Source organism: Curtobacterium sp. 179-B 9B NHS (assembly GCF_045370965.1).
GTDB lineage: Bacteria > Actinomycetota > Actinomycetes > Actinomycetales > Microbacteriaceae > Curtobacterium.
This window is the reverse complement of sequence record NZ_JBIQDQ010000001.1, coordinates 338,099-362,226: the sequence shown is the minus strand read 5'-3', so window position 1 is coordinate 362,226 and position 24,128 is coordinate 338,099. Positions and strand designations below refer to the sequence as shown.

The window sequence follows — 24,128 nt, the reverse complement described above, 5'->3', positions numbered from 1 at the left end:
CAGGTCACCGTCCCGTGTGCGTGGTCAGCTCGGAGGTCCGGGTCAGGAACCCGATGATGAAACCGATGCCCCAACCGACGTGGATGCAGGGCAGCACGACGATCAGCCAGAGCATCGTGGGCAGCCCGGAACGCCGCGCCACGAGGACGGCGCCGAGCACGACGAAGAGCAGGTAGACGGCGGGGACGACGAAGCCCAGCGCCGCCCAGGCGACGGGCGACCCGAGCACGGCACCGACGATGCCGACGAGTCCGGCCACGATCCCGAGCGCCATCGCCACGACCATCGCCGGGGGCGCGAAGTACCGCAGGCCGTTGTTCGCCGGGAAGCGTCGGGCGAGCTCACCGCGCCACAGGCCCGTCGCGACGAACTGGCGCACCAGTCGTCGGAGGCTCGGCCGCGGCCGGTAGGTCACCACGAGTTCCGGGGTGAACCACACCGTGCCACCGGTCTGGCGCAACCGCCGGTTGAGTTCCCAGTCCTGGCCGCGCTTGATGCCCTCGTCGAAGAGTCCGACCTCGAACAGCCGGTCGCGTCGGAACACCCCGAGGTAGGCGGTCTCGGCCGGACCGGCCTTGCCGCCGACGTGGTGCGGTGTCCCCCCGAGGCCGACCCGGCTGCCGTAGGCGAGCGCGACGGCACGCTCGAACGGCGTGCGGCCCTCGGCGTGCATGATGCCACCGACGTTGTCCGCACCCGACTCGAGCAGCACGCGGACGGCGATCCGGGTGTAGTCCGACGGCAGCACCGAGTGGGCGTCGACCCGGATCACGATCGGGTGCACCGATGCTCGGATGGCGACGTTGAGCCCGGCGGGTGTGGAGCCGACGGGGTTCTCGATGGCCCGGACACGAGGATCGGCGGCGCTCATCTCGGCGACGAGTTCGTTCGTCCCGTCGATCGACGGTCCGAGCGCGAGGATCACCTCGAACGGACCCTCGTAGTCCTGCTCCAGCAGGCTCCCGACCGCGGCACGGACCTCGGTGACCTCGTTGAGCACCGGCATCACGTACGAGACCCCCGGCAGGGGCTGTCCGTCTGTCTGCATGCGGTCCTCGGGGTCGTGGCTGACGCGCGGAGCGCACCGTGGACCGGTACCGCCCCGGAGAGCAGCCATGAGCCTATCAAGCGGCCGGAGCGCCCACCTGCGTCGGACCCGCCAGGGCGCCGACCGGCGGACCGCACCACGAGCCGCGTCGGGGCCGGACGACGGACGGGAGGCGCGGTGCCAGCCGGCACCGCGCCTCCCGTCCGTCGCTGGTCGCGTCAGCTCTTGTAGGTCCCGAGCGTGACGTCGGCCTCGCGCGTCTGACCGTCGCGGACGTAGGTGATCGTCGTCTTCGCACCGCCGGCGAAGAAGCGGACCTGCGCGGTCAGGTCGGTGGCGTCCGCCACTGATGCCGAGCCGATCTTCGTCACGACGTCGCCCTTCTGCAGGCCGGCATCCGCCGCCGCTCCGCCGGACGACACCGACTTGATGAGCGCACCCATCTGCGTGGCGTTCGCGTCCTCGGAGGCGTCGCCGACCGTCGCGCCGAGCAGACCGTGCGTCGCGGACCCGTTCTCACGGATCTCGTTCGCGACGCGCTGGACCAGGTTCGCCGGGATGGCGAAGCCGACACCGATGCTGCCCGACTGCGCGTCGGAGGACTGTGAGCTGCCCGCGCTCGCGATCGCGACGTTGATCCCGATCAGCTTGCCCTTCGAGTCGAGCAGGGCGCCGCCCGAGTTGCCGGGGTTGATCGACGCGTCGGTCTGGATGACCGGCAGCGAGACGGTCGTCTTGGTGGAGGATCCGCCGTTGCCCGGGAACTCGAACGGGCTGTCGCCGTTGCCGCCCTCGTTCGAGTCGCCGCCCTGGCTGGGGGCGCTCGAGGCGACCTGGATGCTGCGGTTCAGGGTCGAGACGATGCCGTCGGTGACGGTGTTCGACAGGCCGAGCGGCGCGCCGATCGCGACGGCGGTGTCACCGACGTTGAGCTCGGAGGAGTTCGCGAAGGAGATCGGCTTGGTGCCGGTCGCGTCGATCTTGATGACCGCGAGGTCGACCGTCGGGTCGGTGCCGACGAGCTTCGCCGGGTAGATCCTGCCGTCGGACGTCGTGACCGTGATCGTGCCGTTCGAGCTGTCACCGTCGAGGGTCACCACGTGGGTGTTCGTGACGATGTACCCGTCCTTCGTGAAGAAGACACCGGAGCCGGTGCCGCCCGCGGAGCCCGAGGAGACGTTGATCGTGACGACGGACGGCGTCGCCTGCGCGGCGACCGCGGTCACGACGGTGGCGTTGTTGTAGTCGTTGACCGTGAGGTTGCCGCCGTTCTGCGACGAGCCGGAGCCGATCACGGTGGTGCCGCCGCCCTGGGCTGCACCGGCCGCCCAACCGGCGCCGCCGCCGACCAGGCCGGCGAGCACCAGACCCGCGACGATCGGCAGGACGAGCTTGTTGCGGCCGCCCTTCCCGTTCGCGGTCGTGCCCGTTGCGGCACCCGTGGCGGTCCCGGTCGCCGCACCCGCGGCAGCGCCGCCGAAGTAGTGGCCGTTGCGCTGGTTCGAGCCGTCCACGTCGCCGAAGGCGCTGGCGGACGAGGGGGCCTGGGCGGAGCCGGGGTACGAAGCGCTCTGCGGTGCGCCGTACTGCGAGCCGACCTGCGGCGTGCCCTGGGCGTACTCGCCGTAGCGGGGCTGGCCCTGGGACCGGCCGTACTGGTCCTGACCGTAGGGGGTCGGGTTCTGGGTCTGGCCGTACTGGTTCTGGTCCTGGCCGTACTGGTTCTGGTCCTGGCCGTACTGGCTCTGGCCGTACTGGCTCTGCTCCTGGCCGTACTGGCCCTGGCCGTACTGGCTCTGTCCGTACTGGCCCTGGCCGTACTGGCCCTGGCCGTACTGGCCCTGGTCCTGGCCGTACTGGCCCTGGCCGTACTGGCTCTGACCCTGGCCGTACTGGCTGTGCCCGTACCGGTCGTCGTCCTGGCCGTGGGCGCTCTGGCCGGACGCGCTCTGTCCGTCGCCCCGCCCGTGGTGAGCGTTGTCGGAGCCGTAGGGGCTGGCCTGCTGCCCGGCATCGCTGCCGTCGCGGTCGCGGTCGATGGTCGGGTAGGGCGCGGTGTAGCGGTCCGTCGTGGTGTCGGTCCCCGCAGCGATGACGTCGGTCTCGGCCCCGTGGGCGTCGTCGATGACGTCGGTGTGGTCGTGGTCCGTACGGCGGTCGGCGGGCTGTCCGGAGACGTCCTGCGTCGACGTGCCCTCGCCGGAGGTGGCGCGCGAGGCGTCCTCGGCTGCGGCCCGGTGGTCGGTTTCCTCGGGGCGGTTGTCGTCGCCCTGGCCGTGTGGCGTGGTGTCGGTCATGCTGGACGTGCTCCTTTCAAGCTCGTGCAGTCTTCCGGACCCACCTGAGCGGTGCTCCTGCTGGCGCTGCAAGCGACCTATGGCGATCTTATGCGTGGGCTGTGGACGCGTTCCCGGTCTCGCGGCGCCGGGTGACCCGCAGGACGCGCACTGCCGATCCGTCCGACTAGGTTGGGGCCTCCAGGCCGTCGACCCGCGCCGCGCGCACCGGAGGGACCACCATGCACCGCACCGGACCCTGGCTCCGAGCCGCCGAGGGGGCGATGCTGCTCGGTCCCGACGGCGTCCCCGCGCCGACCGTCTTCGCCGAGATGAGCGCGCTCGCTGCCGCCACCGGCGCCGTCAACCTCGGCCAGGGCTTCCCCGACCAGGACGGCCCGGTCGAGGTGCTCGACGCCGCGGTCGACGCGATCCGCCGCGGCGTGAACCAGTACCCGCCCGGCCGCGGGGCGCCGGAGCTCCGGGAGGCGATCGCCGAGCACCAGGCGCACTGGTACGGGCTGACGGTCGACCCGGACCGCGAGGTCCTCGTCACCGCCGGCGCGACCGAGGCCCTCGCCGCGACGCTGCTCGCGTTCGTCGAGCCGGGCGACGAGGTCGTCACCTTCGAGCCCTTCTACGACGCGTACGGGGCGCTGATCCGTCTCGCCGGCGGCACCCACGTCACGGTTCCCCTGACGGCACCGGACTTCCTGCCGGACGAGGACACCCTGCGTGCCGCGTTCACCGACCGCACGCGGGTCGTGCTGGTGAACACACCGCACAACCCGACCGGGCGGGTCCTCCCCCGCGAGGTCCTGGCCACCGTCCTCGAGCTCGCCGAGCGGCACGACGCCCTGGTCGTCACCGACGAGGTGTACGAGCACCTCACCTTCGGCACACCGCACGTCCCCGTCGCGACCCTGCCCGGTGCAGCGGACCGGACGATCACGATCTCCAGCGCTGGCAAGACCTTCAGCACCACCGGCTGGAAGATCGGCTGGCTCACGGCGGCACCCGCACTCGTCGAGGCCGTCGTCTCGGTCAAGCAGTACCTGACGTTCGTGAACGGGGCTCCCTTCCAGCCCGCGGTCGCAGCCGGGCTCCGTCTGCCCGACGAGGTGTTCCACGGGATCGCGCGCGAGCTGTCCGAGAAGCACGAACTGCTCGCGGGCGGACTCCGCGCGTCGGGCTTCGAGGTGATGCACCCGGACGGTGGGTACTTCGTCCTCGCGGACACCGCACCGCTCGGGTACGACGACGCCCGGGAGTTCTGCCTGCGGCTCCCCGGACTCGCCGGGGTCGTCGGCGTCCCCGTGTCGGCGTTCGTCCGACCGGAGCGCGCGGCGGGCTACCGGTCGCTCGTGCGCTTCGCGTTCTGCAAGCGCCGCGACGTCCTGTCCGAGGCCGTCAGCCGCCTCGCAGCCCTCGGCCCGACCCGCTGACCCGGAGGCGCCCCCACCCTCCCCCACGGCGCACCCCGTGCTCCGGCGCGCCGCACCCGACGTGCACGTCCGCAGCCGTCGTCCCGCGCTGGCCAGCCGAGCGGGCCTCTTCTGCACTTCTCGCCGCACCGAGCCGCCGTTACCGCCCGCTCGGCGAGCGCTGGTCACCCGGTCACCGCGAGCGGGCCTTCTCTGCTCGTCTCGCCGCACTGAGCCGCCGTTTCCGCCCGTCCGGCGAGCGCCGGCCACCCGGTCCCCCAGCCACCGCGAGCGGGCCTCTCCTGCACGTCTCGGCGCACCGAGCCACCGTTTCCGCCCGTTCGACGAGCGCCGGTCACCCGGCCACCCGGTCACCCGGCCACCCGGTCTCCCGGCTTCCGATCACCGGGTCATCGCGAGCGGGCCTCTTCTGCACATCTCGGCGCACCCAGCCGCCGTTTCCGCCCGTTCGACGAGCGCCGGTCACCCGGCCACCCGGTCCCTCAGCCACCGCGAGCGGGCCTTCTCTGCACGTCTCGCCGCTCCCAGCCGCCGTTTCCGCCCGTTCGACGAGCCCCGGTCCCCCAGCCACCGCGAGCGGACCTTCTCTGCGCGTCTCGCCGTACTGAGCCGCTGTTTCCGCCCGTTCGGGGAGCGCAGCTCGTCGATCCGTCACCGGCCCGCGCCGGCTGTCCCCGCGAGCGGGTCGTTCCTGCATCCTTCGACACGCGGCTCTCCCGGTTCCGCCCGTTCGCCGTCGTTCGCTGGTCCGCGCGGCTCGTCTGGTTGCAGCAGAGGACGAACACGACCGCACCAGGGCCCGCGAGCGGGCGGAATCGAGGGCGGAGCTCGCGCCGCGATGCCGGTTCCGCCCGCTCGGGGAGACAGACCGTGCGGAAGAGGCCCGGGCGGGCGCAGCCTGTGCGGCGCGGGCGAGTGCACAGTCCGTGCCCGTGCGGGGCGTGCGCTCAGCGCGGGTGCACGTCGAATCGACGGAGCGCGAGCGAGGGGTTGACCGCACGGACCGCCTCGGTGGTCGCGGTGTCGATCGTCGCGACGACGGTGCCGGGCTGGGCTCCGCCGGCGGCGACCGCGACACCGGCGGGGTCGATCACCACGGAGTCGCCGATACCGATCGGCCCGGTCTGACCGACCCCGACGACCCAGACCGTGTTCTCGATCGCACGGGCGGTCAGCAGTGTGCGCCAGTGGTGTTCCTTCCCGGGGCCGCGCACCCACTCGGCCGGCAGGACCACCGCATCGGCTGCGCCGACCTCGGGTGCGGCCAGGCGCCGGGTGACCTCGGGGAAACGCAGGTCGTAGCAGGTCTCGAGGCCGATGCGGACCCCGCCGAGCTCGAACACCGGCAGCTGGTCGGCATCACCCGACTCGATGCGGTCGGACTCCTTCGACCCGAACGCGTCGTACAGGTGCACCTTGCGGTACGTCGCCGCGATCGATCCGTCGGGCAGCACCGCGACCAGGGTGTTCCGGAACCGTCCCGGCGTCCCCGCGGTCTCGGCCACACCCACGACGAGCGCGATGGCGTGCTGTCGCGCGATCGCCCGGAGCCCGGTCACGAAGGGCCCGTCGAGCGGCTCGGCGGCGGCGACGAACCGGTCGTCGATCTCCGCGCTGAAGTACGACGTGTACTCGGGCGTCACGAGCAGGTCGACCCCGCGCGCGGCGGCGTCCTCGGCAGCGGCCTGCACGGTGCGGAGGTTGGCTGCCGTGTCGTCGACGGGAGCGAACTGCGCGGCGGCGACGGTGAGGGTTGCCATGGCCCGAGCGTAGCCGCGGCACGTCCTCGCTGAACGCAGCGGCGAGGACGACCGGCGCGACGAGCACGACCAGCACGACCAGCACGACCAGCACGACCAGCACGACCAGCACGACCGGCACGACCAGCAGCCCTCGCACGTCCGGGTGGAACGACGAAGGCCCCGGTCCGAGTGGACCGGGGCCTTCTTGTGACGCTTGGTTGCGGGGGCAGGATTTGAACCTACGACCTCTGGGTTATGAGCCCAGCGAGCTACCGAACTGCTCCACCCCGCGGCACATCCAATAGCCTACACACCCCGGTGGCGGGGCACAAATCGAGTGCCCCGCCACGGCGTGTCAGTTGCCGTTCTCGGCTTCGGTCGCGGCCTCGATGGCGTCCTGCAGGCGCTTGTCCGCCTCGGCCGCAGCGACCAGGTCGTTGTCGGCGTAGGCCTTCTGGCGGTCCTGCAGCGCGCTGCGCGCGTCGGCCAGGGCCCGGTCGAGCGCCTGGTTGCCGGTGTTGCTCGACGAGCTGCCCGAGCCGCCGGAGGAGGACCCTCCGGACGACGAACCGGAGTCACCCGAGGAGTCGGACGATCCCGAACCCGAGTCGGACGAGCCCGAGCCCGACGAGCCCGAGCCCGACGAACCCGAGTCCGACGAACCGGTCGAACCCGACCCGTTCGCCGCGCCCTGGTCACCGGCGGCAGCACCGGAGTCACCGTCGAACAGCTCGTTGAGCGCCTGGTCGAGGGTGTCCTCGAACGCGATCTTGTCGCCGAAGGCCACGAGCACCTTCTGCAGCAGCGGGTACGAGCCACTCGAGGTCGACTGGACGTAGACGGGCTGGACGTAGAGGAACCCACCGCCGACCGGCAGCGTCAGCAGGTTGCCCTGCTTCACGGTCGAGTTGCCCCGCTTCAGGATGTTCAGCTCCTGCGACACGGTGGTGTCACCGTTGAAGAGGCTCTGCACCTGCGCCGGACCCGGGATGTTGTCCGTCTTCGGCATCGTCAGCAGCGTGAGCTTGCCGTAGTTCGACGCCTTCTCGCCCTTGCCGGCACCACCCGCGTCGGAGTCCACCGCCAGGTACCCGGTCAGCACGTTGCGGTTGTTCGCTCCGGCCGACTGCTGCGGGATGTAGGTCGTGTACAGCGAGTAGGCGGTGTCCTGCCCCGGCACCTTCATCGTCAGGTAGTACGGGTCCTGCAGGTTGCCCTGCGACGCCGTGGTCCTGGTACCGAGGGCGTTCGTCGTCGTCTGCGACACCGTGTCCGAGTTGGCCTCGGAGTCGGTCGTGCCCGTGGTGGTCTCCTGCGGAGTGTTCCACGCGTCGTCACCCGAGTAGAACGAGTTCGCGTTCGTCACGTGGTACGTGCCGAGGATCGAGCGCTGCACCTTGAACAGGTCGGTCGGGTAGCGCACGTGGTCGAGGAGCTCCGCGCTCATCTGCGAGACCGGCTGCGTCGACGTGGGGAAGATCTTCTGCCACGTCTTGAGCACCGGGTCCTCGGTGTCCCACGCGTAGAGCGTCACCTTGCCGGTGTACGCGTCGACGGTGGCCTTCACCGAGTTGCGGATGTAGTTCACCTGGTCCGTGCGGAACGCCGACGAGTCGGTCCCGGCGACCGTGTCCGACAGGCTCTGGCTCTGGGAGTACGGGTAGGCGTCGCTCGTCGTGTAGCCGTCGACGATCCACTGGATGCGGTGGTCGACGATCGCCGGGTACGCGTCACTGTCGAGCTTCAGGTACGGAGCGACCTTCTGCACGCGCTGGATCGGGTCGCGGTCGTACAGGATCTGCGAGTCGCGGTTCACCGCGTCCGACAGCAGGATCTGCTCCGACTGGAACTTCGCCGCGTAGACGAGGCGGTTGAAGAACCCACCGAGGCTCGGTCCGCCGTCGCCCTGGTACGTCGTCGTGGCGTTGCCGCCGTCGCTGTCGTCGGAGCCGGCCGGGTAGTCGAGCTCGATGTTCTTCGAGCCCTCGGGTCCGCCCACGATGGAGTACGGCGGCGAGGTCTCACCGAAGTAGACGCGCTCCTGGTAGTTGCCGAGCTGCCCGTTCGACGGGATGCCGGACTCGAGGAACACCGGCTTGCCGTCGCTCGCGCGCTGGTTGCCGTAGGCCGCGGTGACACCGAAGCCGTGGGTGTAGACGAACGTCCGGTTGTACTGGGTGTTCGCCTGCGAGCTGAGCCCGTCGAGGTCGATGTCGCGGACCGCGATGACGGTGTCCTCGGTCTGGCCGTCGATGTCGTAGCGGTCGACGTCCAGCTGGTCGGGGAACTGGTAGTACTGCCGGTACTGCTGCAGCTGGCTGAACGTGTCCGAGACGATCTTCGGGTCGATCAGACGGATGTTCGCCGTGGTCTGGGCGTCCTGCGCCAGCGCGCCGGAGCTCGCCTCGGTCGTGGCGTCGTAGTTCTGCTCCTGCACCCCGCTCACGCCGTACGCGTCGCGGGTGGCCTTGATGTTGCGCTCGATGAAGGCCGACTCGTAGGTCCGCTCCGACGGCTTCACCTGGATGCGCTGGACGATCCAGGGGTAGATGCCGCCGATGACGATCGCCGCGACGAGCAGCAGCCCGGTGCCGACGATCGAGATGCGCCAGCGGCCGATGACGGCGGTGACGATGAAGAGGATCGCGACGATCGCCGCGATGCCCGCCATGATCTCGCGCCCCGGGATGACGGCGTTGACGTCGGTGTACTGCGCACCCGTGATGAGCGGGTTGTCCTTCGTCAGCGCGGCGTACTGGTCGAGCCACAGGCTGACGGCCTGAAGCGCCACGTAGACCGCTGCGGTGACGGCGAGCTGGACGCGTGCGGCCTTCGAGATGCGGACCTCGCGCCCGCCGAAGCGCAGCGCGCCGTAGAGGTAGGTCGCGGCGAGCGCGGCGATGCCGGCGATGAGGACGACGGCCGACGAGTACGCCACGATCGAGCGCCAGAACGGCAGCTCGAACACGTAGAACCCGATGTCCAGCCCGAACTGCGGGTCCTTCTGGCCGAACGGGGTCCGGTTGAAGTACTCGAGCACCATGCTCCAGCGACCGGCGGTCGCGAGCCCGGCGAACAGGCCGAGGACGACCGGGATGCCGATCATGACCGCGCGGCGCAGGGGCTCGATGACCTGCTGGTAGCGGTCGAGCTGCGAGTTGAGCTTGGCGTAGACCGGGCGGAAGCGGAAGGCGAGCGCGATGCTCACGTAGACCGGGACCGCCATGCCGAGGAACCCGGCCACGAACATGAGCGTGCCCGCGATCCAGCGCGTGGTGAGGACCTGCTGGAACCCGAGCTGCGCGAACCACGCGTAGTCGGTGTACAGGCTGGCGAAGATGAAGAAGCCGATCACCAGTGCGGCCAGCACGATGATCGTGACCACGATCGGGACCCGCGGCGAACGCCGCCCAGCAGTGCCCGAGGTGGACGAGGTTGTCGTCACTTGATGTGCTCCAGACGTGTCGGACCGGCGGGCCCGGCGCGCCGGGCCGTCAGTGCTCCGATCCTATTGGTCCGGACCGACAGCGAAACTGTACGGGGACTCAGGAAGGCGAGCCGAGCCTCCAGGCCGGTCGGCCGGGAGGCGCGGATCGCGTCGAGCGCGCACGTCGCGCCGTGCGGGTGGCCGGGTCAGGAGCCGCAGCGTGCGAGCCCGGCGGTGCTCTTCCCCGCGGCGATCGTCTCGAGGTCGGTGACCGCCTGGTCGAGCGTGGCGACCTTGTAGACGTCGAGTCCGTCCGGCACGTGGCCGACGACCTCGTCGCAGTTGTCGGCCGGCGCCAGGAACACGGTCGCACCCGCGTCCTTCGCGCCGTAGAGCTTCTGCCGGATGCCACCGATCGGGCCGACCTCGCCGTCCGCGGTGATCGTGCCGGTGCCCGCGACGTGCTTCCCGCCGTTGAGCTCGCCCGGCGTCAGCTCGTCGATGATCCCGAGCGCGAACATCATGCCGGCGGACGGGCCGCCGACGTCCTGCAGCGCGATCTTCACGTCGAAGGGGAAGTCGTACCGTTCGGTGACGCCGACCCCGAGGAGCGGGGTCCCCTGCTCCTCGCGGGGGGTGACCTCGACCTGCTCGCGCTTCCCGTCGCGCAGCAGCGTCACCGTCGCCGGCGACGAGGTCCCGTGCTCCGCGACCGCCGCACGGAGCGACCCGGCGTCGACGTTCTCGGTCAGCTGCTCCCCGTCGAAGGCCGTGATGACGTCGCCCTCGCGGATGGTGCCGTCCGCAGCGGAGCCCTCCTGCACCGTCCCGACCCGGAGCTCGGTCGGCAGGTCGTGGCCCTGGTGGATGAGCGCGGCGGCGACGGCGGACTGCTGCGACGACCGCATGTCGGCCTCGTCCTGCTGGTTCACCTGCTCGGTGGTGGTGCCCTCCGGGTAGACGGCGCTCGCGGGGATGACCGCCTCGGAGCGCGAGAACAGCGCGCGGATCACGCTCGTCCACGACGGGCGGTTCGTGGCGTCACCCTGGATGCCCACGGTGAGCATGTCGAGCGCGCCACCCGTCGGGTACGTCTCCGCCCCGTCGATCTGGATGAGCTCGACGTCCTTCGCGTCCTTGCCCTGCCCCTGCCGCTGCGTGCCGATCGTGTTGTAGACCGGCCCGGGCACCTCGATCAGGTAGGGGCTCGGCAGGAAGCTCGCCAGGAGTCCGAGCACGACCGCGCCGATGACGAACGCCCAGCCGACGGTGCGTGCGCGGGAACGGCGACGGGGCGCGGGGGCGAAGAGGGTCACGGACGTCCTTCCACGGGCGGGGCGCCCGCGGGTGCGGGCGGTGCACCCGCGCGCTGGCGGGTCGGTCGCCCGCGTGCTCGCAGGCTGTTCGCCCTCGGCGCAGCGGTCCGGGCGTCCCCTCGGGAGCATCCCGGGCGCGGCCCCGTGAGCAGCGGTTAGCGTAGTCGTCATGCCTGATCAACCGCAGCCGGGGCCGGACGACGACTTCCAGGAGATGCTGCGCAAGCTGCTCTCCGGAGAGGGGCAGATCGACCCGTCGCAGCTCGCGGGCGCGGCCGGACTGCCGAACGACCCGGCGTTCGTGGCGAACCTGATGAGCCAGCTCCAGCGCGCGGCGCAGTCGGGCGGGGACGGCATCGACTTCTCGGTCGCGTCCGAGCGTGCGACCGCGATCGCGCGTGACGGCGGACACCCGGTCGACCCGGCGACCGCCCAGGCCTCGGACCAGGCGTTCCAGGTCGCCGCGCTCTGGCTGGACGAGGCCACGAGCGTCCCCGAGCTCACCGCGACGCCGAGCCTGTACACGCGGGAGCAGTGGGCGAAGGCCACCACCCCGGTCTGGGCGCAGATCGCCGAGCCGGTGGCGCTGAGCATCGCGAACGCGCTCACCGAGGCGATCGACCAGCGCGCGCCCGAGCAGCTCAAGGCCATGCTCGGCGACGTCTCGAAGGCGATGCGCGGCGTCGGCGGCGCCCTGTTCGCGATCCAGCTCGGCCAGGTCGTCGGGCAGCTGTCGAAGGAGGTCGTCTCCGGCGGCGACGTCGGCGTGCCGCTCCTGGACGAGCAGGTCGCCGCACTGCTGCCGCAGAACGTCGCCGAGTTCGCCGAGGGCCTCGACGTGCCCGAGGACGAGGTCCGGATCTACCTGGCCGTCCGTGAGCTCGCGCACGCCCGGCTCTTCCGCTCCGCCCGCTGGCTCCGGCTGCACATCATCTCGTCGATCACCGACTACGCACGGGGCATCCACATCCCGTTCGACCGGGTCGAGGAGCTGGCCTCGGAGATCGACCCGACCAACCAGGAGCAGCTGCGCGACGCGCTCGCGTCCGGGGCGCTCATCCCGCCGCGCACGCCCGAGCAGGAAGCCGCGCTCGGCCGGCTCGAGACGATGCTCGCGCTCGTCGAGGGCTGGGTCGACACGGTCACCGCCGCCGCGACCGTCCGGCTGCCGAAGTCCGACGCGATCGCGGAGATGGTCCGCCGTCGCCGTGCCGCCGGTGGTCCCGCGGAGTCGGCCTTCGCCACGCTCGTCGGCCTCGAGCTGCGTCCCCGCCGACTGCGCGAGGCCGCTGCGCTCTGGCAGCGCGTCACCGAGGAGTTCGGGGCCGAGGAGCGCGACGCCCTGTGGTCGCACTTCGACGCCGTGCCGACGTCCGAGGACGTGGACGACCCGGACGCCTTCGTGCTGCGGCTGCGGAACCCGGGTCGCTCCGCCGAGGACGACGCGTTCGACAAGGCGCTCGAGGACCTGCTCAACGACGCCTCCGGCGACCGCCCGCGCGAGGACGAGAGCGGCGGCATCGAGGACGAGGGCGGCCCCGCGGACGACCGCGCTACGGGCGACGACACCCCCGGCGCCGGACCCCGCTAGTTCTCCACAGATCGTGACGGCCGGTCCCCACGGGGCCGGCCGTTCCGCCAGCGTGGGTGCATGGGCATCCGCATCGACCCCACGCTCGAGTTCGTCTGGCGCGACCCGGGGACCGTGCAGCTCGGCGTCGACCCGCCGCGCGCCGTCGTCCCCGTCCCGACCGTGGCCGAGGAGCGCTTCCTCTGCGCGCTCCGGCGGGAGACGAGCCGCGACGCCCTGACCGCCCTCGCCGGGACGACGGGGTGCAGGCCCGAGGTGGCGGCCCGCGTGCTCGGTGACGCCTCCCCCGCCGTCGTCGACGTCCTGCCCGAGCCGCTCGCCCGGGTCGAGGTCCACGGGGACGGCGTCCTCGCCGACACCGTCGCCGAGATGCTCTCCGGCGAGGGCGTGACGGTGGCCCGGACGGCCGCGCCCCGCGGTGGGCCGGTCGTGCTGCCGGACCCGACCCCCGCTCTCGCGGTGGTCGTCGCCGACCACGTCGTCGACCCGGCGCTCCGGTCGGCGTGGGCGCGGCGCGGGACCCCGCACCTGTCGCTCGTGGTCGGCGACGGACGGATCCGGCTCGGGCCGGTGGTCGTCCCGGGCGACGGCCCGTGCCTGCAGTGTGTCGAGTACGCCCGCGTGGACGAAGACCCGGCGTGGCCCGCGCTGGCCGCCCAGGTGTGGGGTCGGTCGGCAGCACCGCTGTCGCCCTGGCGACGCGCAGCGGTCGCGTCGGCCGCGGTGCGGATGCTCGTGCAGCGCCTGCCCCTGCGGACCCAGGTCCCCACGACGGAGCAGGTCGTCTTCGACCGCGACGACCTGACGGTCAGCCTGCTGCCGGTGGCACAGCACCCTCGGTGCGCCTGTCGAGCGCTGCCAGGAACCGACTCGGCGCCCGGGCACCCCCGCGCGTGGAACCCTGCCGTGACCACGTGACGGTGACCGAGCGACGCGCGCGGGTCAGCCCGACGTAGAACAGCCGGCGCTCCTCGTCGACCTCGGCGTCGGTCGTGGCGTGGGAGATGGGCAGCAGCCCCTCGGCGGCGCCCACGACCACGACGTGGGGCCACTCCAGACCCTTCGAGGAGTGCATGGTGGCGAGGGTCACGGCGTCGAGCTCCGGCTCGTGGTGGGTCGCCGCACGGTCGACCAGGTCCTGCGTGAACTGCTGCATCGTCGTGCCGGCGGGCGCTGCCTCGGCCAGGCCCATGACCGCCTGCAACGCCTCCCACTGGTCGCGGACCGCGCCGGTGCCGTCCGGCGGCGTCGGGGTCCAACCGCTCAGCTGCAGCACGAGCCCGACCCGGCGGGTGAGCTCGTCGTCGGTCTGCCGGACGGCCTCGCCGCGCATGTGGTGCACCGCGAGCTTCACCTCGGGCCGGTCGAAGAACCGCGTGCCGCCCTGCACCCGGTACGGGATGCCGGCGCGACCGAGGGCGGACTCGAGCGCGGCGGACTGCGCGCCGACGCGGAAGAGCACCGCGCAGTCGCCGAACGCCGCTCCCGACGCCACGAGCTCGCCGATGCGACGGGCGACGGTCTGCGCCTCGTCGCCGTCGTGCACGCAGGGCAGCACCTCCGGCTCCGGGCCCCGCTCGGCGGACTGCGCGACGAGGTCGAGCGCACCGGGCTGCCCGCGCATCAGGGTGTTCGCGGCGTGCACCACCTCGGGCGTCGACCGGTAGTTCCGTTCGAGGCGCACGACCGACCCGCGGGGGAACTCCGACCCGAAGCCCAGCAGGTACCGGCTCGACGCGCCCGCGAACGAGTAGATCGTCTGGCTGGCGTCACCGACCACGCACACGTCGTCGCGGCCGCCGAGCCACGCGCGCAGCAGGTCGTGCTGCACGGGCGAGACGTCCTGGTACTCGTCCACGACGAAGAACCGGTACTGCTGTCGGACGTACGAGGCCACCCGCGGCTCCGACTCGACCATGCCGAGCGTCGCGAGCAGGACGTCCTCGAAGTCGAGTTGCCGACGGTCGTCCTTGAGCTGCTCGTACGCCTTCATGAGGTCGATCACCCGCCGGGGCGGGGTGTCCCGCGGCATCACCCGGTCGGCCGCAGCGGCCTCGTACTCGTCGTAGGTGAGCATCTGCACCTTGCGCCACTCGACCTCGGCCGCGAGGTCGCGGAGCACCGGGGTGTCCACGTGGATCCCGACCGTGTCGGCGGCGTGCGCGATGACCCGACCCTTGGACTCCACGATGCGCGGGGCGTGCCCGCCGACGGTGTCCGGCCAGAAGTAGCTGAGCTGTGCCATCGCCGCGGCGTGGAAGGTCCGCGCCTGGACCGTCCCGGCGCCGAGCGCGCGCAGCCGCGACCGGAGTTCCCCGGCCGCCCGTGTCGTGAAGGTGAGCGCGAGGACGTGGTTCGGCGAGTACGTGCCGGTCGCGACCCCGTACGCGATCCGGTGGGTGATCGCCCGGGTCTTGCCGGTCCCTGCGCCGGCGAGCACGGCGACGGGGCCGAGCAACGTCCGGGCCACGGTCTGCTGCTCGGCGTCGAGCGCCGCGAGCAGTTCGTCCGGCGACGGCGGGCGCACCGGTGCGGCACCGGTCGCCGCGCGGGGATCGGTCACGGCACGTCCAGCGGCCCGCCGTACCACTCCTCGATGATCGCGCGGGCGATCGACGTGCGGCCGGGCAGCAGCAGGGTGTCGCCGGCACGCTCGCGGACCTCGTCGCGCGAGAACCACCGGACGTCGAGGATCTCGACGCCGTCCGGTCGAGCGGTCGAGGGATCGCCGTCCACGGCGCGTGCGCGGAAGCCGACCATGAGCGACGCGGGGAACGGCCAGGGCTGCGACCCGAGGTACTCGGGCTCCTCGACGCGCACGCCGGACTCCTCCCAGACCTCGCGGCGGACGGCGTCCTCGAGGGACTCCCCCGGTTCGACGAAGCCGGCGAGCAGCGAGTAGCGGTCGGCGTCCCACGCGGCGTTCGACCCGAGCAGGATGCGGTCGTCGGCGTCGGTGACCCCGACGATGATCGCCGCGTCGGTCCGCGGGAAGAGCTCGTGCCCCTCGGGGTCGCGGCGGACCCACCCGCCGCTGACGACGTCGGACGGCGAGCCGGTGCGCGGGGAGAACCCGTGCACGGCGTGCCAGTTCGCCATCGCGACGGCCTCGACCGCGAGGCCCTGGTCGCGGGCGGACAGCTCGGTGCCGAACATGCGCAGGCTCGACCACGCCTCGTCGTCGGGCTCGATCGCGGCGGCGGCCGTCGCGTCGAGCAGCGCGGCGGCGAAGCGCGTGCCGGCAGGAGCGTCGGCGGCGTCGGTGACCGCTCGGCCGAGGTAGAGCGTCACCGCGTGCTCGGGCACCGCGTCGGCGCCCACGAACCGGAGCGCGCCGTCGGCGTCACGGAGCAGCTCGGCACCGCGGACCGGCAGCCACCGGGTGTCCGGGTCGGCCCGCAGGACGCGGTCGAGGTCGGGGGTGGTCCGGAACTCCGCGTCGCGGTCGAGTTCGTTGCGGGACAGCGGGAGTCTGGCGGCGAACTCGACGGTCACGGCGGGGTGCTCCTCGATCGGGACGGGCTTCTCAACGGGACCCTGTGGGCGGTGCCCGGGCTTGCACAGGCCAGCGTGGCGTGCGCTCCGGCACCGGACGCGGACCTACCCTGAGGGGCATGGCGGGATCCCAGTTCACTCTAGCCGCGTTGGCGACCACGGCCGTTCCCGGTCTGGTCGTCACGGGCACGCGCACACTCGGCTCGGCCGCCTCCGGTGACTACGAGTCGGCCGTCCTCCGCGACGCGGACGGCGCGCTCAGTGCGATCCGTCGCCCACGCAACCAGCGGGCCGAGGCCCGGCAGTCCGCGGACCTCGTCGCGATCCGTGCCCTGAGCGCCGGCATCCGTTCGCGTCTGCCGTTCGCCGTGGCCGAGTACCGCGGTCAGGCGCCGATCGGCTCGACCCGGGCGATCGTCACGACCTACGTGCCGGGCACCCACCCGACGCTGCGCGACCTGACCGAGCGTCCCGACCTCGCGACCGCCGTCGGCCGTGCCGTCGCGGCCGTCCACCAGCTGCCGACGAGCTTCGTGACGGACGCGGGACTGCCGTCGCTCACCCCGTTCGAGGTCCTGCGCTCCGCCGTCTCCGTGATGGACCGCGCGGTCGCCACGAAGCTCGTGCCCGCCGCACTCGTCGAACGGTGGGAGGGCGCTGCGCGCGACCAGCAGCTCTGGCAGTTCACCCCGACGGTCGTGCACGGCGCGCTGGGCACCGGGGTCGTCCTGGTCGACGGCGACTCGGTCACCGGCGTCCTCGACTGGGGCGAGCTCCGACTCGGCGACCCCGCGAAGGACCTGGCATGGGTGCTCGCCGGTCACCGCGACGCCTTCGACACCGTGATCAGTGCGTACGAGGCGAACGGCGGGGGTCGGGACCGCCAGCTCGCCCAGCGCGCCCGCGTCCACCACGAGCTCGAGACCGCCCAGTGGCTGCTGCACGGCGTGCAGGCGAAGAGCACCGAGGTGGTCGACGACGCGGTCGCGATGATGCACCGGCTGGTCGACGCCGTGCAGACCCCGAGCGCGGCGCCGCTGCAGTCGGTCTCCCCCGAGACGATGGAGATCGGCGAGGTCGAGCAGTTGCTGTCGTCGACCGAGCGTCGACACGGCTGACCCGGCCACCGCCCCGTCCGTCGCGACCACCCACCGGACGGGAGGCTCGCCGCGGCCCCGCCCCGCGCCTCCCGTCCGACACGGCGTCGGTCCATGTGCCGCAGCGGCCCAGCCCTGATCCGGCCGGCCGACGCACCGGGCCCGGCCGGTCGACGCACCCGGCCGGTCGACGCACCCGGCCGGTCGACGCACCGGATCAGCCGAGCGCCTCCTGCCAGGCGCGCTCGAGACCGGCACGGTCGAGCAGTGCCGTGGGCCGCACCTCGAGGTCGTCCGCGACGAAGTAGAAGACGGCGTCCACCTCGTCGACCGGTCGCCCGGTGAACTCGGCGTACGCCACCCGGTACAGCGCGAGCTGCAGCTGCCGCGCGGCCAGGTCCGCCGTGCCGGTCGGTGCCTTGCCGGTCTTCCAGTCCACCACCTCGGCGCGACCGTCGATCTCGTACACCGCGTCGAGCTTGCACACCACGCTGTGCCCGAGGAACGGGATGTGGATCTCGCGCTCGACCTCCACCGGGGTCAGGTCGGCCCAGCGTGACCGGGCGAAGGTCGCCTGGAACGCCGCCAGTCGTCGTGCGTCGTCGTCGGTGACCGCGGCGTCGGTCGAGGCGTCCACGGCCTCGTCCGCGTCGAGGTCGCGTTCGTCGTCCCACAGGTCGAGGGTCTCGAGCGAGCCACCGCTGCGCGCGCGCTGCTCGACCCACTGGTGGAAGAGCGTGCCGAGCCTGGTCGCACGGTACGGCCGCTCCGGCATGGGCCGGCGCAGGCGCTCGGCGACCGCGTCCGGCTGGCCGATGTAGTCCTTGAACCCCGAGGCCGGGACACGGTGCGGGATCGCGACGCGGCGCCGGTCCGACCGTGCAGCCTGCCGTTCGGCGAGCAACAGGTCGATGTCCGCCGCGAAGCGCCCGGCCGCACCGGGGTTCGCGTTCCGGACGCGGTCGGCTGCCGCGAGGACCCGGGCACCCCGCTGCCCGAACGGCACGTGCGGCCAGGTCTGGGTCGCCCCGTCCCCGCCGAGGGGGTTCTCCTCGTGCACGGTGCCGGCGGGGACGGCGTCGGCAGCGACGACCCCTGCCGCGACGAGGTCCCGGAGGTACCGACTCGGCGGCGTCGGCTTGACCCCGCCGGCCCACGACGACCCGGACACGAGCAGGTCGTGCCGTGCCCGCGTCAGCGCCACGTAGGTCAGCCGACGCTCCTCGTCCTCGTTCCGGGCCTTCACCTGCTCCTTGTAGGCCTCGATGGCGTCGACGACGCCCTTCTGGTCCGCGTGCCCCCGCCACTCGAGCCGCGGGAGCTCGTCGGCGTCCCCGCGGAACTCGTACGGCAGGCGGCCGAAGCCGAGCCACCCCGAGGATCCTTCCTGCGGTCGGGCGGGGAGCGCGCCCTCGACGAGCCGCGGCACCGCGACCGCGTCCCACTCCAGGCCCTTCGACCCGTGGATCGTCAGGATCTGCACCGTGCCGGCCTCCGGCTCCTCGGACCGCGGGCCCATGTCGTCGCGGCGGGCGGCGGCGTCGACCCAGCCGAGGAAGGCACCGAGGTCGGCGCGGTCGTCGGTCGTCACGAACCCGGCGAGCTCGTCGACGAACGCGTCGAGGAAGGCGGCGCTCCCCTGCTCGTGGGCGGCGACCTCGACGTCGAGCCGCATCTCCTGCACGACCAGGGTCACGAAGTCGACCAGGTCCCCGGCCGCCCGGGCCCGGAGCGCGGCGAGCTGCTGCCCGAGCTCGCGCATCCGTTGGCGGCCGGCGGGACTGATGCCCTCGAGGGCGCCGTGCTCGTCGGGGGCGCTCGCGACGAAGTCGAGCGCGTCGACGATCGATCCGTGCTCCCCGGCGGCGACGGACGCGCGGAACGCCGCGGTCAGCTCGTCGTCGAGGCGCTGCTGCGTGTGGTCGCGGCGGAACAGCCAGCGGGCGAGTTCGTGCAGCGCGGCGACGTCGGCGGCACCGACCCGCCACCGTGCGCCGGCGAGCAGGCGGATGAGGTCGTTGCCGGCCGCCGGGTCGTGGAGCACCCGGAGACACGCCACCAGGTCGACGATCTCGGGTCGCTGCAGGAGGCCGCCGGTGCCGAGCACGTGGAACGGCACCCGGTGTGCACCGAGCGCGGCGGTGAACGCCGACAGGTCCTTCCGCGAGCGCAGCAGCAGCGCCATCGAGCCCTCCGGCGAGGCACTCCGGCGGTCCGCGAACCAGCGGGCGACCGCGTCCGCCTCCTCGGGCAGGGTCTCGGGGAAGACGGCCGTCACCGTGCCGGCGTCCGCACCGGGTCGCGGCGCGAGTCGCTCCACGGCGACCTCCGACGCAGCCGACAGCGGGTCGACGACGGCGTTCGCGCCGGCGAGCACGTCGACCGGGTTGCGCCAGCTCGTGGACAGGGCGAAGGTCACCGGCGCCGGCGTTCCGGCACCGTCCGTCCCCGCGACCGGTGCGACCGGTGCGTCCGCGAAGTCGCGCGGGAAGCGGGCCAGGTTCGCCGCGCTCGCCCCGCGGAAGCCGTAGATCGACTGGTGCGGATCGCCCACCGCCATCACCGGGTGTCCGCGGAAGAGCCGGGCGAGGAAGCGTGTCTGCACCACGGACGTGTCCTGGTACTCGTCGAGGAGCACCACACGGAACCGGCTCCGCAGGTCGTCGACCACCCGCGGGGCGGCCTCGGCCGCGGCGAGCGCGAGGGCGATCTGGTCCGAGAACTCCACGAAGCCGCGGTCGACCTTCTGCCGTCGGAACTCCTCGACGAGGTCGACGAGCGGCTCCAGCGCTCCGATCGCTGCGACGGTGTCGGTCACGGCCTTGTAGGGGTTGCCCCTGGCGTTCCCGGGCAGCTCGAGCAGCGCACCGAAGTCGATCGCGAAGCGACGCAGGTCGGCCGGGTCGACGAGGTGCTCGGACACCGCCCCGGCGAGGGCCACGACGGCAGCGGTCACGGTGTCGACGTCGCGGTCGAGCCCGGCGAGCCGGTCGTCCCGCGCACCGACGACCACCCGACGGGCGAGCTGCCAGGCGGAGGGCTCGGTGAGCACCTGGGACTCGCCGTCGCGTCCGACCAGCAGGGCGTTCTCGCGGAACACGGCGTTGGCGAACGCGTTGTAGGTGGAGACCGTCGGGGCCTCGAAGGCGTCGCCGGCGGTCAGGAGCCCGACGTCCTCGAGCGCACGGATCCGGTCGTTGATGCGCACGGACAGCTCACCGGCCGCCTTGCGGGTGAACGTCAGCCCGAGCACCTCGGCGGGACGGACGAACCCGTTCGCGAGCAGCCACACCACCCGCGACGCCATCGTCTCCGTCTTGCCGCTGCCGGCTCCCGCGACGACGAGCGCGGGAGCGAGCGGCGACTCGATGACCGCACGCTGCTGGTCGGTCGGGCGCGGTCGGCCGAGGGCGTCGGCGATCGCGTCGGCATCGTGGATCGCCGGGGGCGCGTCGGCGTCGTGGGCCGCCGGGGGCGCGGCGGTGTCGACACCTGCGTCGGCCCCGGGCTGCGTGTCGGTACCGGTCGTCACCAGGTCACCTCCCCCACCACGTGGATGCGGCACTCGACGCCGGTCCGCGCCCGGTCGCAGTGGTCGTCGACGTTCGCCAGGAAGGTCCGGCCGGCCATCCCCCGCGCGACGGCGTGCAACCGTTCCCGGTAGGCCTCGCGCGCCTCGTCATCGAAGGCGTGCTGCGTGCGCTCCGAGTACGCCTGTCCCGAGCGGGGGTTCTGCACGAAGACGAGTCGGGCGTCGGCCATCGGCGCGCCCGCCGGGACCCCCTCGACCGCGCCGTCCTCGACCGCGAGCTGGTACGCGCCGAGCTGGGGGTGCTCCGGCATGTCGTTCTTCTCGCTCGGCATGGAGCGGCCGGTCTTCAGGTCGACGACGCTGACCCGCCCGTCGGGGTCGACCTCGATGCGGTCGATGCTGCCGCGCATCCGCGCCGGCCCGGTCACGAGTGCGAACGACGTCTCCGCGCCGAGCAGCCGTCGACCGGCGCTCGCGAACGTGCGCAGGTAGTCGCTGAGCCCCTCGATCATCCGCCGGGTCCGCGCGCGTTCGCGGTCGGCGACCCACGGCGACTCGAAGGTCAGCTCGTCCCAGCGCCCGTCCACGTGGTCCCACAGCGACTCGACGTCGACCGCGGTGGCCTGCTCCATCGCCTCGTGGACGATCGTCCCGATGCCCATCGCCGGGCTCGGCGCGCTGCCACCGAAGGTCTGCACGAACCAGTGCACCGGGCACTCCTCGAAGGTGCCGATGCGCGAGGGCGACACCGCGACCGTCGGCGCGACCGGCTCACCGTCCTCGTGCTCGGGCGCCGGCGGGGCGTCCAGGTCGACCAGCGGGTCCTCCGTCGTCGGCTCGGCCGTCCCGTACCACTCGTCCGGTGACGCACCGGCGACCCCGGCCTCGGCGAGCCGTGCGAGGGCGGATGCGGCCTCGTGGTCGCCCGAGGCGACGACGCGGCGCCGCAGCGAACCCGCCATGCCCCGGAGCGACAGCGGGTGCACGGTCGGTTGCCGGTCCGGCGGCACCGGGACGAGCCGGACGAAGGGCGACGGTGCCTCGTCGTCGTTGGCGACCGTGCCGATGACGACCTGGGTGGTGGCGCGGGAGACGGCGCGGGCGAACAACCGGAGCTCGTCCGCGATGACGGCTGCCCGGTCGTCGACGGTCTGGTCGTCGATGCCGGCGGCTGCGCGGACCAGCCCGTCCGGGTCGAGCAGGCTCCCCCGCACCCGGGTGTTCGGCCAGACACCGTCCTGGAGCCCGAGCACGACGACCACGTCGCACTCGAGCCCGATCGTGGCCGAGGGGGTGAGCACGCGCACGCGGCCCGCCGTGCGGTCGGGGCCGATGGAGTCCTCGGGCAGGTCGGCGCCGAGCAGGTCGTCGACGAACACCCGCGCGGGCGCGTCCGGGGTGCGCTCGACGAAGCGCTTCGCCGCGGTGAAGAGCCCGACGACGGCGTCGAGGTGCCGGTCGGCCTCAGCGGCCCCGACACCTCCTGCCGCGGACTGCCCGCCCCAGGCCGTCGCGAGGCCGCTGCGCTCCCACAGTCCCCACAGGATCTCCTCGATGCTGGCGTCCGCGGCGGCGTCCGCCCGCGCCTGCACGAGGCTGCGGGCGAGTCGGGTCGCGCGTCGGGCGAAGCCGGCGTCGACGGTGGCGAGCCGTTCGGGGGCACCGAGCGCCTCGACGAGCAGCTCGTCGGCGGTACGGGTCCCGCCGCCCGCGAGTTCCTCGCGACGCAGGGCGAGCCGGAGACGGCGCATCGCCAGGGTGTCCAGGCCCCCGAGGGGTCCGGTCGCGAACGACGTCGCCAGGTCGGCACCGAGCGGGAGCACCCCGAGCGCGACCGCGGCGGCGTCGAGGAGCGCCCGGGCAGCGCTGTCGTCACGCGGGCGCACCGGAGCGGCGCCGGCCGTCGCGGGCACTTCGGCGACGGACAGGGCACGCACGAGTTCCGGGATGGCCGCTCCGCTGCGGGTGACGACGGCCATCCGGTGCCACGGCAGGCCGTCCAGCAGCCGGTGTTCACGGAGGCGCCGGGCGACGGCGACGACGAGCGCCGAACGGCTGCCGGCCTCGAGGTGCAGCACGGCGTCGCTCCGGGCACCGGTCGTCGACGCGACGGCGGTGCGCTGGCGTCCGGCCGCGGCGGCCCCGATGCGCGCCGTCACCGCGCCGACGAGCTCCCGGACCGGTGCCGCGTGCCGGTGCACCGTGCCGAGCACGACCTCGTCGACGCGCGCCACACCGAGCCGGGTGGCCAGGCGTCCGAGCACGTCCGGCTCCGCACCGCGGAACGCCGAGGCCGCGATGTCCGGGTCCCCGAAGGCCACGACCTGCACCCCGGAGCGGGCGAGCGCCCCGAGCAGGGCGACCTCGCCCTCGACGAGTTCCTGTGTGTCGTCCACGACGACCAGGCGCAGCGCGGCGACACTCGCCGGGACCTCGTGTCGCAGCACTGCGGCGGTCGCGAAGGCCACGAGCTCCGCGGCGTCGAGACTGCTGCCACGGAAGGCCGTCACCGCTGCGCGGTACTCGTCCACGAAGTCACCGACGGCGCGCCACTCGGGGCGACCGCGCTCGTCGGCGAGCTCCCGCATGTCCTCGGGCTCCACCCCGGCGGCCACGGCGCGCATCATCACGTCGCGGAGTGCCGTGCGGAAGCCGGCCCGTTCCCGCACGACGGCGGTGATCGGCGCCGGCCACTCCGGTCCGACCCCGTCGGTCTCGTGCCCCGCGAGCAGGTCGGCGATGATGCGGTCCTGCTCGCCGCCCGTGAGCAGCGTCGGCGGCTCCTGCCCCTGCAGCGCGGCGGCGTGCGTGACGACCTGGAAGGCCAGGGAGTTGACCGTCCGGGCGAGCGCGCCGGGGACCGCCCGGTCGACCGCGGCCGCCAGGCGATCGCGGAGCGCCGTGGCTGCGGTGCGGGCCGAGGTCAGCGCGAGCACCGTGGCGTGACCGTCCGGCGAGACCGCGTCCGGACGGGAGAGCCGGTCGGCGACGAGCCGCGCGAGCGTGGTGGTCTTGCCGGTGCCCGGCGCGCCGAGCACGGCGGCGTGCCGGCCCTCCGGCAGCGCGAGCACGGCGTCCTGCGCGGGGTCGGCGACGAGCGGGCGGACGACCCCGACGTCCTCGGGGAGGGTCGTCAGCGTGGTCCTGGGCACGCGGACA

13 protein-coding genes and 1 tRNA gene are annotated in these 24,128 nt (G+C 73.1%); 4 read left to right on the top strand and 10 right to left on the bottom strand.

The features are described from left to right. Nucleotides 1-4 precede the first annotated feature (4 nt). Both ACH0A8_RS01650 and ACH0A8_RS01645 read right to left on the bottom strand, forming a co-directional pair. The gene (locus ACH0A8_RS01650) at nt 5-1,048 is read right to left on the bottom strand and encodes a glycosyltransferase family 2 protein (protein ID WP_251154726.1); all 1,044 of its coding nucleotides are present in this window, start codon (nt 1,046-1,048) and stop codon (nt 5-7) included. A gap of 218 nt (nt 1,049-1,266) precedes the next feature. Then, nucleotides 1,267-3,345, bottom strand: coding sequence for a S1C family serine protease (locus tag ACH0A8_RS01645; protein WP_406906237.1), 2,079 nt, complete (start codon nt 3,343-3,345; stop codon nt 1,267-1,269). A 221-nt stretch (nt 3,346-3,566) separates the two neighbouring features. On the opposite strand from ACH0A8_RS01645, the gene ACH0A8_RS01640 reads away from it, so the two are divergent. After that, nucleotides 3,567-4,769 carry an aminotransferase class I/II-fold pyridoxal phosphate-dependent enzyme gene (locus tag ACH0A8_RS01640; RefSeq protein WP_406906235.1) on the top strand — a complete coding sequence of 401 codons (1,203 nt, stop codon included), beginning with the start codon at nt 3,567-3,569 and terminating at the stop codon, nt 4,767-4,769. 947 nt (nt 4,770-5,716) lie between these two features. Here the strand turns inward: ACH0A8_RS01640 and ACH0A8_RS01635 are convergent. The 4 genes from ACH0A8_RS01635 to ACH0A8_RS01620 all read right to left on the bottom strand — a co-directional run bounded on the left by ACH0A8_RS01635 (nt 5,717) and on the right by ACH0A8_RS01620 (nt 11,254). Then, nucleotides 5,717-6,529: a carbon-nitrogen hydrolase family protein gene (locus ACH0A8_RS01635; RefSeq protein WP_066652896.1), complete on the bottom strand. Its 813-nt coding sequence runs from the start codon at nt 6,527-6,529 to the stop codon at nt 5,717-5,719. Between the two features lie 197 nt (nt 6,530-6,726). Beyond that, a tRNA-Met gene (locus ACH0A8_RS01630) sits at nt 6,727-6,803 on the bottom strand. Nucleotides 6,804-6,866: 63 nt separating this feature from the next. Next, entirely contained in the window at nt 6,867-9,896 is a 3,030-nt protein-coding gene (locus ACH0A8_RS01625; RefSeq protein WP_311205938.1) for a UPF0182 family protein, read from the bottom strand. A gap of 248 nt (nt 9,897-10,144) precedes the next feature. After that, nucleotides 10,145-11,254 carry a S16 family serine protease gene (locus ACH0A8_RS01620; RefSeq protein ID WP_251154721.1) on the bottom strand — a complete coding sequence of 370 codons (1,110 nt, stop codon included), beginning with the start codon at nt 11,252-11,254 and terminating at the stop codon, nt 10,145-10,147. A gap of 169 nt (nt 11,255-11,423) precedes the next feature. Here ACH0A8_RS01620 and ACH0A8_RS01615 point away from each other — a divergent pair, with 169 nt between their 5' ends. Next, nucleotides 11,424-12,845 carry a zinc-dependent metalloprotease gene (locus ACH0A8_RS01615; RefSeq protein ID WP_251154720.1) on the top strand — a complete coding sequence of 474 codons (1,422 nt, stop codon included), beginning with the start codon at nt 11,424-11,426 and terminating at the stop codon, nt 12,843-12,845. A 60-nt stretch (nt 12,846-12,905) separates the two neighbouring features. Further along, nucleotides 12,906-13,763 (top strand): TOMM precursor leader peptide-binding protein, encoded by an 858-nt coding sequence (locus tag ACH0A8_RS01610; RefSeq protein WP_406906232.1) that lies wholly within the window; start codon nt 12,906-12,908, stop codon nt 13,761-13,763. Here ACH0A8_RS01610 and ACH0A8_RS01605 read toward each other — a convergent pair. Then, a complete protein-coding gene (locus ACH0A8_RS01605; protein WP_311205941.1) occupies nt 13,654-15,408 on the bottom strand; it encodes an ATP-dependent helicase in 1,755 nt (584 codons plus the stop codon). The two genes, ACH0A8_RS01610 and ACH0A8_RS01605, sit on opposite strands and share 110 nt — an antisense overlap. Next, nucleotides 15,405-16,340 (bottom strand): NAD(+) diphosphatase, encoded by a 936-nt coding sequence (gene nudC / locus ACH0A8_RS01600; RefSeq protein ID WP_066652885.1) that lies wholly within the window; start codon nt 16,338-16,340, stop codon nt 15,405-15,407. The genes ACH0A8_RS01605 and nudC overlap by 4 nt, the downstream gene beginning before the upstream one ends. 119 nt (nt 16,341-16,459) lie before the next feature. On the opposite strand from nudC, the gene ACH0A8_RS01595 reads away from it, so the two are divergent. After that, nucleotides 16,460-17,458 (top strand): phosphotransferase, encoded by a 999-nt coding sequence (locus ACH0A8_RS01595; RefSeq protein WP_066652883.1) that lies wholly within the window; start codon nt 16,460-16,462, stop codon nt 17,456-17,458. Nucleotides 17,459-17,654: 196 nt separating this feature from the next. Here the strand turns inward: ACH0A8_RS01595 and ACH0A8_RS01590 are convergent, their stop codons facing one another. Both ACH0A8_RS01590 and ACH0A8_RS01585 read right to left on the bottom strand, forming a co-directional pair. Continuing rightward, complete coding sequence (locus ACH0A8_RS01590; RefSeq protein WP_406906228.1) at nt 17,655-20,969, bottom strand: ATP-dependent DNA helicase; 3,315 nt, start codon at nt 20,967-20,969, stop codon at nt 17,655-17,657. Continuing rightward, nucleotides 20,966-24,121: a PD-(D/E)XK nuclease family protein gene (locus ACH0A8_RS01585; RefSeq protein WP_406906226.1), complete on the bottom strand. Its 3,156-nt coding sequence runs from the start codon at nt 24,119-24,121 to the stop codon at nt 20,966-20,968. The genes ACH0A8_RS01590 and ACH0A8_RS01585 overlap by 4 nt, the downstream gene beginning before the upstream one ends. Nucleotides 24,122-24,128 lie beyond the last annotated feature (7 nt).

What these genes read in the sequence shown, in the direction of transcription:
- ACH0A8_RS01650 (WP_251154726.1), bottom strand. Translation starts at nt 1,048, where the DNA reads ATGCAGACAGACGGACAGCCCCTGCCGGGGGTCTCGTACGTGATGCCG.
- ACH0A8_RS01645 (WP_406906237.1), bottom strand. Translation starts at nt 3,345, where the DNA reads ATGACCGACACCACGCCACACGGCCAGGGCGACGACAACCGCCCCGAG.
- ACH0A8_RS01640 (WP_406906235.1), top strand. Translation starts at nt 3,567, where the DNA reads ATGCACCGCACCGGACCCTGGCTCCGAGCCGCCGAGGGGGCGATGCTG.
- ACH0A8_RS01635 (WP_066652896.1), bottom strand. Translation starts at nt 6,529, where the DNA reads ATGGCAACCCTCACCGTCGCCGCCGCGCAGTTCGCTCCCGTCGACGAC.
- ACH0A8_RS01615 (WP_251154720.1), top strand. Translation starts at nt 11,424, where the DNA reads ATGCCTGATCAACCGCAGCCGGGGCCGGACGACGACTTCCAGGAGATG.
- ACH0A8_RS01610 (WP_406906232.1), top strand. Translation starts at nt 12,906, where the DNA reads ATGGGCATCCGCATCGACCCCACGCTCGAGTTCGTCTGGCGCGACCCG.
- ACH0A8_RS01595 (WP_066652883.1), top strand. Translation starts at nt 16,460, where the DNA reads ATGGCGGGATCCCAGTTCACTCTAGCCGCGTTGGCGACCACGGCCGTT.